This is a genomic window from Microbulbifer hainanensis (assembly GCF_014904735.1).
Classification (GTDB): domain Bacteria; phylum Pseudomonadota; class Gammaproteobacteria; order Pseudomonadales; family Cellvibrionaceae; genus Microbulbifer; species Microbulbifer hainanensis.
This window is the reverse complement of sequence record NZ_JACZCR010000013.1, coordinates 52,113-63,309: the sequence shown is the minus strand read 5'-3', so window position 1 is coordinate 63,309 and position 11,197 is coordinate 52,113. Positions and strand designations below refer to the sequence as shown.

The following is an 11,197-nucleotide window of genomic DNA, read 5'->3' as shown; positions in this document are numbered from 1 at the left end:
GCAACCGTTGCGTAATAGGCGCGAATATTATTGCCGTAGTGTTGGGAATCTTCGGCGCTCGGGGGCTTCCCCGAGCGCCGTTTTCATTTGCGCGCGACGCTCGGAGGGAGTTACAGCAGCTGGCTGTTCACCGCGGAAAAAACGTCGCGGAATGCCAGCGCGGCGTCGGGGTTGGCGCTGTTGATGGTGATGGCCACCGCGCGCTGCTTGTCGATATAAACCACGGCGTAAGTCATAAAGGTGCCGCTGGAACTGACATGAGTGCTGACCCGCCCCAGTCCGCCCTGCACGGTGCTGCTCCAGCCCATCGGCAGCTGCTTGCTGGCCGGGTTGCCGATCTCGATACGATTGCACGCGGCCGTGGTCAGGATTTTCGATTGCCCCTGCAGGCATTTCAGGTTTTCCATCAGCCACTTGGCGTTGTCCTCGGTGGACAGGCTCAGGTCGCCGGCGGGCGCCAAAATGGTGGGCAGCGCGGCGGGATCGTCGGCCACCAGCTTGTTGTCGTCGTCCAGAAGGTGCCCGTATACGCCGTTGCGATCGTGCTCGGCCGGCCAGCCGATCAGCGCGTGGATATCAAGCGGCTTGAATATGTCCTCCTGCACCAGGGTTTCCCACGGCTTGCCGGCAACCTGCTCCAGCATCGCCGCGGCGACGACGTAACCGGCGTTGGAGTAGTTAGTGTCCTTGTCGCCCTTCGGCAGGGAGGGTTCGTACTGCAGCATCTGCGACACGAACTGTTTTCTTGCCTGCATTGCCGCCGTCGGTGCGAGGTGTGTGTCCAGCAGGGCCCTGGGCAGCCCGGCGAAATCCTCCTGCTTGGTCATCGGTTTGATCCACGCGCGGTGGGAAAGCAGGTTGGCCAGGGTCGCCTGGTTGTACTTTTGCGCTTCCGCTTTGGGGATATTGGGGAAAACGTCGGAGACGTTGGTGTTCCAGTCTATTTTCCCCTGCCGCACCAGGATGGCGGCGAGATAGGCGGTGACGGCCTTGGTGTTGGAGCCGACATGCAGCGGGTCGGATAGCAGTATGGGCTTGCTCTTGCCCATTTTGCGGACGCCGCGGGTGCCCTCGTAAATGATGCCGTCCGGCGACACCAGCGCGAGGGAAACGCCGGGAATGTTATGTTTGATGACGGTTTCCTGCAGGGTGGTGTCGAACAGTCCTTTCAGAATTTTGTTGGCGGAGTCGTCCTTCCCGAAGGAGGGGCCGGAAATGCCCAATGAGAAAATACAGGCGAGCAGCGCAATGTTTTTCATTGTTGTCCTTGTGGGTCGTCAGTGGCACTTGGGCCCTTTGCGGAAGGGCGGCTGATTGATTTTCAGAGTGGCCGAAGGGGGATTTGGTTCAATCTGGCTGCGCCCGTTGCGGTCGCGCCTGGAGCGTATTGTTTCGCGTGAGTGTGTGGTTACTTACGGGTGGGGTATTGTCTGCGGGGGCGATAGCGCCTGCACCGGGCCGATCAGTGGCGTGCGCACGGGCTTGGCGAGGCCGAAGAAGACCACTGCACCATCGCCGCCAAAGCGGGTGGACAGGGCTTCACTCGGCGTCTGCTTGAAGCCCTCGTCGGGCCTGTCCCAGTTGTTGGCGACCCAGACATTGCCGGCCGGATCGATGGCGACGTCGGTAATAATCTGCAGGCCGCCGAGATAGCCGGCCCGCGGTGAGATAGGGTCGCCGGTCTTGAGCCCCGGCGGGCAGGTATCGATGCGCACGCCGCACAACTGGGTGATGGAGTGCCCTGTCGAGTTGGCGACCCAGACATTGTCGTTGCCGTCGATGGCAATGCCCCAGGGGCCGATGAGGCTATTGTCGCCATCGAAGGTCCCGCGCAGCCTGCCGTTGGGATCCAGCAGGGATACGTCGCCACCGGGGTACTTGGTGATGATTTCGTACAGATCGATCCATTCCCTGGCAGCTCTGTCGGCTTCCGACGCGCCCTTTTTGCGGCTTTCTGCTTTTGCCTTGAGCTTTGCCTCGATGAACGCCAGCTTTTCCCTCGTGGATGGGTGACCGACGGTGTTGGCGACCCAGGCATTGCCGCGGCTGTCGATGGCGATGGCGCGCGGGGCGTAACCCACCTTGATTTGCTCGGCCTGGCCCGGGGCGCTGGTCGGGAAGCGGGTGACGGTGTCGGCACCGCTGTTCGTCACCCAGATGCGATCCCGCTGGTCGATGGCGAGGTGAAACGGCGCCTTGAACTTCAGGAAGCCATCCGCAGGTTTGCTATTGGAGACTCGGCCGAAAATGCGTCCCCGGGCGGCGTTACCTTTGGGCAGGTAAACGATCTGGTCCTTGCCGTTATCGAGTGCCCACACGTCGCCACTGGGGGTGACGATGATGCCCTGCATGGGGCCCAGCTGGCCGTCGAAGTCGTAACCGCTCGCCGGCGACAGCGGTTTGCCTGTTTTGCGGTCGAACACGGAAATATTCCGACCCGCCAGGCTGGTGGTCCAGACCCTGTCGTCTGGGCCGATGGCGAGGCCGAAGCCGGGGCCGTCGACACCGCCGCCGCGATAGCCGGTGGTCATCGGCGACAGCGGTTTACCGTTTGGCGAGAGTTTCGACACCCCGCCGCCAAATCCGGTAAAGATGGTGGACTGGGCCCCGACCAGAAAGTTGTCGCCGGCCCACAAATTGCCATCGCCGTCGATGGCGATGCCTCCCAGTGAATTGAGCCCGCCGCCGGCGTAAACGAGCGACAGTGTCCAGGCACTGGGTGGAAAATTGAGATAGGGAATAAACGGCACATCGCGCCAGTGCTTGCCGGCGGGTACGGGATAAAATTCGTTGAGCAGTGCGAAGCGGGCATGTGGCCGATACCACGGGTAGTGCGCGATATTCAGGGCTGCACTGAGGGTGTTGTCTGGCACGGTTCCGCCGGGCGGTGTGGTCGTCCCGAACAACCTGTCACAGGCCGCGGGCATCTTGATACAGGCCGACAGCAGGATAGCCAGTGTATTGAACCGCGCCAGCGTCGGGGTCCGGTTACTGTTCAACGGATCCTGGATCACCGGCCCCAGTCCGCCAGTGCGCAGATCCACCAGGTTGGGCACGTTGCCCGCGGCAATCTTCAACCCCAATGCATTGCCGCTGAGCCCGTCGTGGTTCAGAAATTGCGCCGCGGTCCATACGGAGGCCACGGTGGTGAGTTCATTGATCGTCACGCGTTCGGGTGGCGCGGTGCCCAGAATGGCCAGCAAGCGGATGGCCGGATTGGGTTTCCCACTGGGATTCGCCCGTGGCACCCCACCTGTAGCGGTCAGGTAAAACACGCCGGTGCCGCGTTGGCCAGCGTCGAGTGTCACGTTGAAGCCGCCGTCATCGCCGGTTTGGGCCCGCGCGATTTTCAGTGGTGCGCCGGCGCCCGCCAGCCAGAGTGTCACGGCGGCCCCGGCGATCGGCTGGCGCGCGCCTTCAACCCGGCCTTCAATACGATCCGCAGCGAAAGTCGATACCGCCATCAGCGCGATCGCGAAGCACAGTGTGGCGCGCATCAAGCGCCTGTGGACGATACGTTGCATAAATTCTCTGCACCCGAGCGGGCTGCGACAGCGATTGCCGTTGAGCGAGCTGGGCGTGAACGATTTTCCCGCGACGGGAAATTTCGACCGGGTAAATGCCTCAGCGCCGTTAAGCCAAGGTATAGCTGCTAATGGTGTGTCGGGGCGGCGATCTGGCGTGCAAGGCTTCGCGTTCGGCCAGACTCTGGATTGGGTAATTTACCAGGCAGTTAAGCGGCGTATTCGGGAGGCGGTAGGCTAAAAAATTCGGGTTGTGGAAATGCTGCCGGGCAGCGCTGCTGCAGCGCACCCGGCATCTACTATCAGGCGCTGACCGTCAGGCTTCTTCCATGACGAGGGGCATCAGGTAGGTCATGAAATCGGCCTTGCCCACCGGCGCGCCGAGCTTGCGCAGGATGGCGTAGGCGGTGGTGATATGAAAATACAGGTTGGGCATGACAAAGTCGTTGAGATACTGCCGCGCGGGAAGCTCGCAGTATTTGCCCGGGCCGAGGCCGACGCGCTTGATTTCATCGAGCTTACTGTCATCGACGGCGAGCGCGGCAACCTGCTTCTTGGTCTGGGCAATATGTGCGCGCGCCATCTCCAGGGACTCGACCTCCGCGCTGAGGTTGGCGATCGGCTCACCCGCACACCACTGTGCGAAGCTGCGGGGCTGGTTACACGCGAATGCAACCTGGGTACCGAGCGGCAACATGTCTTCGGCCAGCCTTTCCTGCATGATCGCGTTCATTTCCGGAAAATGCGTTTCACCGACCGACAGGATGTGATCAAGCACATCGAGTCTTGTGGTGAAAATACGCTTGATCTCGTTGATTTCCGAGTTTGCCATATTGATCTCTCTCGCTGGGAGGTTAACGCCTTGTGGGCAGTGCCCGGCGACTGTAACGCAGTTCGGGTCCCTTCGGAAAGCGCAACGAGATTACGATTTGACTTGGGGTGTAATGGCAAAAAATTATTGATTAGGCGTTTTGCCCCGGGCGGAATTTTCCAGGATTTTCTGTCTCAGAAATCCTGTGGGTTGCGGATGATCTGCCGCGCCCGTGTTCGCAATGCCTCCAGCTCGTCGCCGTCCATCTTTTCGAGCAGGCTCAGCATCATGGCCATGCGCTGGTTGCCGGCAAAATGCTCGCGCTTCTCGGCGAGAAAATTCCAGTACAGGCTGTTGAACGGGCAGGCGTCGTCGCCGGTCTTCTCCTGCACGTTGTAACGGCAGCCCGCGCAGTAGTTGCTCATCTTGTGAATATAACTGCCGCTGCTGATATACGGCTTGGTCGCCACCAGGCCGCCGTCGGCATACTGGCTCATGCCGCGGGTGTTGGTGATCTCCACCCACTCGATGGCATCGATGTAGATGCCCAGGTACCAGGCGTCTACCTGGTCCGGGTGTACCTGGGTCAGCAGGGCAAAGTTGCCGGTGATCATCAGCCGCTGGATGTGGTGCGCGTAGGCGTGCTCCAGGCTGTTGTTGATTGCGTGGTGCAGGCAGTTCATTTTGGTATCTGCGGTCCAGTAGAACCCGGGCAGTTCGTTGTGGTTGCCGAGGCGATTGCAGCGAGCGTAGCCGGGCATCTCCCGCCAGTAGACACCGCGCATATACTCTCGCCAGCCGAGAATCTGCCGCACATAGCCTTCCACCTCGTTGATCGAAATGGTGCTTTTGTTTTGCTGCCAGTGTTCGATCACCGCGTCGATCACCTCGCGCGGGTGCAGCAGCTTGCTGTTCATGGCGAAACTGAGGCGGCTGTGGAACAGGTAGACCTCGTCCGGATCCATCGCGTCCTGGTAATCGCCGAAGTGCACCAGCAGTTTCTCACAGAAGTAGCGCAGCACCTTTAACCCGTCTTCGCGGGTGGTGGGCCAGTTGAAGTGTTGCGGGTCAATTGCACCGAAGGTTTTTACGCCGGCGTTTTCGATGCGCTTCAGCGTCTTGCGCACATCCTTGCGGAAGCCTTTTTCGTGGGGGATTTCCGGTTGGCCTTTCCACTTGCGGCGGTTGCTCTGGTCGTAGTTCCACTGTCCGCCGATGGGCTTTTCGCCATCCATCAGCAGGTTGTGCTTGCGGCGCATATGGCGATAGAAGCTTTCCATCAGCAGGGACTGCTTGTCGCGGAAAAAGTCCGCCAGTTCGCTGCGCGTGGTGAGGAAGTGCTCGGTATCGAAGGCTTCGCAGTCGATACTCAGGTCGTCGGCCAGTTGCTTCAGTTGTTTGTCCAACCGGTACTCGTCCGGCAGCTGGTATTCGAACTTCGTGATGCCGTGCTGCTGCACGAGTTTGGCGATATTCTTGCCGAGGTGCTGGGTGTTTTCTGGCTCATCCAGCTGCCAGTAAACCACCTGCTTGCCGCGCCCGCGCAGCCACTCGGCGAAGGCGCTCATCGCCTCGAAGAAGGCGACCACCTTTTGCACATGGTGTTTGACGTAGTCGGTTTCCTGGCGCATCTCGGCGAGGAAATACAGCGTGTCGGCATCGTCGTCGCGATACCAGGAATGCTTGTGGTTGAGCTGGTCGCCGAGAATCAGTCGCAGGGTTTTCATTGGTGGTCTCCGTCCCGCGCGCGCCGGGTGGCGCGCCCCGTAAAAGTTAGCATCTGTTACAGCTGTAGCTCGCCGTCGACACCCACCGCGTCCACAAATGCAGGATCATGGGAGACCAGCAGGAAGCTGCCGGCGTAGTCGCGCGGATCGGCCTCCATCAGCTGTTGGGAATCCAGATCAAGGCAAATGTCAGGTTCGTCGAGCAGCAGGTCGGAGGCGCGTCTTCAGCTTCGTCACCTGAGGCGCTCGTAGCGCCGCAGTTCGATACGCCGGAAACGGTCGAACAGACCACCGGAATCCAGGCAGCCTACAACCCGGTGCGGCGCAGGTGCGCCAGCTGGTCGAGCCGGTATTGGGGCGCTGCCAGTCGATGTTGCCGTTGACCGCCGGCCAGTGGCCGCTCAACAGTTTCAGCAGAAAGGATTTGCCGCGGCTGTCGGCATCGCGCCCATAGGGCCGGACTACAATTGCCGGCTAGTGGGACTAACAGTCGGGCATGTGAGGCGGCACGGGGTTCGTGCCGGAAAGGGATTTTGACGCATAGCGAAGTGCATTCCGTGGGTCGGCGTGGCGATACAGTACTGCAGCTGATGGTACTGGCAGTGCCGGTGGCGGTGACTGTGTGGCTGCTGACACTGCTGGGCCCGGTGCGCGCTCAGGGAGCGCTGCGCTTTGGGATCGAGTGGGTGCCGAGCCTGGGTGTGGCGCTGGACTTTCTGGTGGATGGCCTGAGCCTGCTGTTTGCGTTGCTGGTTGGCGGCATCGGAATTTTTGTCACCGTCTACGCCGCCGGCTACCTGCGCGGCCACCCGCTGTTGCGCCGCTTTTACCTCTACCTGTTGCTGTTCATGCTGGGCATGCTCGGCCTTGTCCTGGCGGGCAACCTGATCACGCTGTTTGTCTTCTGGGAAATCACCACGCTCGCCAGTTACCTGCTGATCGGCTTTGATCACGCCAGCGCGACCGCCCGCCGTTCCGCCCTGCAGGCGCTGCTGGTCACCGCTCTGGGCGGCCTTGCGCTGCTCGTCGGGCTGGTGTTGCTGGGGATGGTGGCGAGCAGTTTCGATCTGGCCGCGGTGCTGGCCCGGGGCGAGCAGGTGCGGCAACACGCGCTCTACACGCCGATTTTTCTTCTCATCATCATCGGCGCCTTCGCCAAGTCGGCGCAGGTGCCGCTGCATTTCTGGCTGCCCAACGCCATGGCCGCGCCCACGCCGGTGAGCGCGTATCTGCACTCGGCCACCATGGTCAAGGCGGGTATTTATCTGATCGCACGGCTGCATCCAGTACTGGCATCTACCGATCTGTGGATGTGGACACTGACGCTGGTGGGCGCCGCCACGGCGGTTATCGCTGCGGTGCTGGCGCTGCGCCAGACCGATCTCAAGCTGGCCCTCGCCTACACCACGCTGGTGGCGCTGGGCACACTGACCATGTTCCTGGGTTCCGATGACTCTGTTGCAGTGGCTGCCGCGATCACTTTTGTTCTGGTGCACTCTTTCTACAAGGCGGCGCTGTTTATGGTGGTGGGCATTGTCGATCACCAGGCCGGTACGCGGGAAATCAACGCGCTGGGCGGGCTGGCCGGGCGGTTGCCGGTCACGTTTGTCGCCGCGCTGGCGGCGGGCCTTTCCATGGCCGGATTCCCGCCCTTTCTCGGCTTTATCGGCAAGGAACTGAAATACGAGGGCGCCCTGGCAATCGCCACCGAGCCGGTGCTGGTGGCGGGTGCGGCGGTGTTTGCCAATGCGCTGATGGTGGCGGTGGCGGCGACGGTGGTGCTGAAACCCTTTGTCGGCAGCCGTCCGCCGGCGCTGACCGCAACGCGCGAGGCGTCGGTGAGCCTGTGGCTGGGGCCGCTGCTGCTGGCGGCACTGGGGCTGACCTTCGGCCTGGCGCCGGGACTGCTGGCGGACACGCTGGTACAGCCGGCGGTTACCGCGATTCTGGGGCGTCCGGAAACGGTGAAGCTGAAGCTCTGGCACGGGGTCAATGTGCCGTTACTGCTGAGCGTGCTGACGCTGGCGCTGGGGGTTGCCGTGTTCGTGTGGCAGCGCCGCATGCGCGACCTGCTGAGTCGCGCGGCGCGCTGGCTGCCACTCAGCGCCGATCGGCTGTGGGACGGCGCCCTGGCGGCGCTGCGGCGGGGTGCCTATCTGCACACGCGCTGGTTGCAGCACGGCGTATTGAAGGGTTACCTGGCGGTGGTGTTCGCGGCGGTAGCGGCCGGCCTGCTGTGGGTGCTGGTGCACAGCGGTGGCCTGCCGGAGCAACTGGGCTGGCCGCGCCTGACCGTCAAGGAATGGGCTGCGCTGGCGCTGGTGCTGGCGGGCACGCTGGCGGCGGTGGGCTGTCGCGCGCCGCTGACCGCCATCTGTAGTCTGGGGGCCATGGGCGTGGGAATCGCGCTGATCTACCTGTTCTTCGGCGCGCCGGATGTGGCCATTACCCAGCTGTTGGTGGAAACCCTGTTCCTGGTGCTGGTGGCGATGATCCTGCACCGCCTACCACTGGCCAATGCGGTGCGCGGGCCGCGCGTGCGTCTCGGTCATGCGCTGCTCGCCAGTGCGGTGGGGATCGCCGTTAGCCTGGCCATACTGCTGGTGCTGCAGCAGCCGTTCGGCAGTCCCACCAAGAACTACTTTGAACTGGCGGCGGTGCCCGAGGCGTTCGGGCGCAATATCGTCAATGTCATCCTGGTGGACTTCCGCGCGCTGGATACTTTCGGCGAAGTGGTGGTGGTGCTGATTGCCGCCGTGGGCGCCGCCGCGCTGCTGGGGTCGCGACGCCGCGCGCTGTCCGCGCGGGCGCAAGGCACGAGGCGCAACCCGTGAAGTCGATCGTACTGCAGGGGACCACGCGCCTGCTGGTGCCCCTGCTGTTGTTGTTCTCGGTGTATATGCTGCTGCGCGGCCACAACCTGCCGGGCGGGGGCTTTATTGCCGGGTTGATTGCGGCGGCGGCTTTCATTCTCTGCGCGCTGGCGTGGGATATTCGCACGGCGCGCGCGGCACTGCGGATCTCACCGGCGCGCCTGGCGGCGGGCGGTGCGCTGCTGGCCGCGCTGTCGGGGGTGCCCGGCGCGCTTTGGGGGAACCCGCCTTTCACCGGCCTGTGGCTGTTTATCGGCGGCGGCGCGGGCGACAAGGGCCTGCCCCTCAGTACCGTGCTGCTGTTCGATGTGGGCATCTACCTGGCGGTGCTGGGGGCGGTGCTGACGCTGTTCTTTGCCTTGGAGGAGGACTGAGGTGGAAACCGCTCTGGCTGTACTGGTCGGCATCATGGTCGCGACCGGTGTCTACCTGATGCTGACCGCCAACCTGTTGCGCTACCTGTTCGGCCTGATACTGCTCTCCAATGCCGCCAATCTGGCGATCTTTGCCACCGGGCGGCTGACCCGCGCGGTGCCGCCACTGGTGCCGGAGGGATTGCAGGCGCCGGCGGAGCCGGTGGCGAATGCGCTGCCGCAGGCGATGATTCTCACCGCGATCGTGATCGGTTTTGGTCTGCTGGCGTTTACCCTGGCGCTGGTGGTGCGCTGCTATCGCGAACTCGGCACCCTCGACGCCAATGCCATGCGTCTGTCGGAGCCTCCCGCCGCCGACGAGGAGCACTGAATTGGGCTGGCTGCTGGCACTGCCTTTCCTGATCCCGATTGTCGCCGGTCTGCTGGCGCTGATGGCGCGCGGTCGTGTGTGGCTGGCGCGAGCCATCGGCCTGCTCGGATGCGCTGCACTGCTGCTGGTGACCCTGGGCATTTTTATTGTGGTAGCTCGCCACGGGCCGGTAGCGGCGCAGATGGGCAGCTGGCCGGCGCCTTTCGGCATCACCCTTGTGGCGGACCGCCTCAGCGCCATCATGCTGCTGGTGACCGGGGTGGTGGGCATATCGGTGATGGTGTTCGGGCTGGCGGATATTGACCGGCGCCGCGAGCGGCAGGGTTATCAGGGATTTTTCCAGTTGCTGCTGGCCGGGGTGTGCGGCAGTTTTGTCACCGGCGATCTGTTCAATCTGTACGTCTGGTTCGAGGTGATGTTGATCGCCTCATTCGCGCTGCTGGTGCTGGGCGGCGAGCGGCGGCAGCTGGATGGCGGCATCAAGTATGTGGCGCTCAACCTGGTTTCTACCCTGCTGATGTTGACCGCCATCGGTCTGGTGTACGGCCTTACTGGCACGCTGAATATGGCCGCCCTACATCTGGCCATGTCGGAGGTGCAGCAGCCGGCGGCGATCAATACGCTGGCGCTTTTGCTGATCGGCGCGTTCGGTATCAAGGCCGCACTGTTTCCCCTGTTTTTCTGGTTGCCGGCGTCCTACCACGTACCGCCGGTGGCGGTCACTGCGGTGTTTGCCGGCCTGCTTACCAAGGTTGGGGTCTACGCGCTGATCCGCACCTTCACGTTGATTTTCCCGGCGGATCTGGCGCTGGCACACGAACTGCTTTTGGGCATGGCGCTGTTGACCATGCTGACCGGTGTACTGGGTGCGGCGGCGCAATATGAATTCCGCCGCATTCTCGCTTTTCACATCATCAGCCAGATCGGCTTTCTGGTGCTGGGATTGGCGCTGTTCAGTCCGCTGGCGCTGGGCGGCTGCATTTTTTATATGGTCCACAATATCGTCGCCAAGACCAATCTGCTGCTGATCAGTGGCACCGCGCGGCGCATGGCGGGCAGTTTTGAGCTGGCGCAAATTGGCGGTCTCTACCGCGCGAGTCCGTTGTTGGCGACGCTGTTTTTTATCGCCGCATTTAGTCTCGCCGGCTTCCCGCCCCTGTCGGGTTTCTGGGCCAAGTTACTGCTGGTAATTGCAAGCCTCGAGCAGGCGGCCTACTGGGTGGTGGCGGTCATGCTGGTTACCGGCGCACTCACTTTGTTTTCGATGAGCAAGATCTGGGCTGGGGCCTTCTGGAAATCGCACCCCGGCGATGGCCCGCGGCTGCTGCACGCATTCGGCGCGGCGGAGCGCGTGCAGCGGCTATTGCCCGCGGTGGCACTGGTGCTGGTGACCCTGGCGCTGGGTCTCTTCCCGCAGCCGATGATCGCGTTTTCAGAGGCAGCGGCGAAGGAGTTGTTGAACCCAGCCGGGTATATCGATGTGGTGCTGGCGGGGCGCTCGCGGTGATATCAAAGGGT

8 protein-coding genes are annotated in these 11,197 nt (G+C 62.7%); 4 read left to right on the top strand and 4 right to left on the bottom strand.

Going from position 1 to position 11,197, the window contains the following annotated elements; translation table 11 throughout:
* Positions 1-110: 110 nt before the first annotated feature.
* The 4 genes from IG168_RS04800 to IG168_RS04785 all read right to left on the bottom strand — a co-directional run bounded on the left by IG168_RS04800 (position 111) and on the right by IG168_RS04785 (position 6,062).
* Complete coding sequence (locus tag IG168_RS04800) at positions 111-1,259, bottom strand: serine hydrolase domain-containing protein (protein WP_193162302.1); 1,149 nt, start codon at positions 1,257-1,259, stop codon at positions 111-113.
* Positions 1,260-1,412: 153 nt separating this feature from the next.
* Positions 1,413-3,524 carry an NHL repeat-containing protein gene (locus tag IG168_RS04795; protein WP_193162300.1) on the bottom strand — a complete coding sequence of 704 codons (2,112 nt, stop codon included), beginning with the start codon at positions 3,522-3,524 and terminating at the stop codon, positions 1,413-1,415.
* A 316-nt stretch (positions 3,525-3,840) separates the two neighbouring features.
* Entirely contained in the window at positions 3,841-4,356 is a 516-nt protein-coding gene (locus IG168_RS04790) for a DUF1993 domain-containing protein (RefSeq protein ID WP_193162298.1), read from the bottom strand.
* 173 nt (positions 4,357-4,529) lie between these two features.
* On the bottom strand, positions 4,530-6,062 hold the full coding sequence (locus IG168_RS04785; protein WP_193162296.1) for a cryptochrome/photolyase family protein: 1,533 nt from the start codon (positions 6,060-6,062) through the stop codon (positions 4,530-4,532).
* 533 nt (positions 6,063-6,595) lie between these two features.
* Here IG168_RS04785 and mbhE point away from each other — a divergent pair.
* The 4 genes from mbhE to IG168_RS04765 are packed head-to-tail and all read left to right on the top strand — an operon-like array spanning position 6,596 to position 11,186.
* Complete coding sequence (gene mbhE, locus IG168_RS04780) at positions 6,596-8,896, top strand: hydrogen gas-evolving membrane-bound hydrogenase subunit E (RefSeq protein ID WP_226876535.1); 2,301 nt, start codon at positions 6,596-6,598, stop codon at positions 8,894-8,896.
* Positions 8,893-9,309, top strand: a complete 417-nt coding sequence (locus tag IG168_RS04775) for an MnhB domain-containing protein (RefSeq protein WP_193162294.1) — start codon at positions 8,893-8,895, stop codon at positions 9,307-9,309. The genes mbhE and IG168_RS04775 overlap by 4 nt, the downstream gene beginning before the upstream one ends.
* 1 nt (position 9,310) lies before the next feature.
* Positions 9,311-9,679, top strand: a complete 369-nt coding sequence (locus tag IG168_RS04770; RefSeq protein ID WP_193162287.1) for a Na+/H+ antiporter subunit C — start codon at positions 9,311-9,313, stop codon at positions 9,677-9,679.
* 1 nt (position 9,680) lies between these two features.
* Positions 9,681-11,186, top strand: coding sequence for a Na+/H+ antiporter subunit D (locus IG168_RS04765; protein WP_193162285.1), 1,506 nt, complete (start codon positions 9,681-9,683; stop codon positions 11,184-11,186).
* The last annotated feature ends 11 nt before the right edge of the window (positions 11,187-11,197 follow it).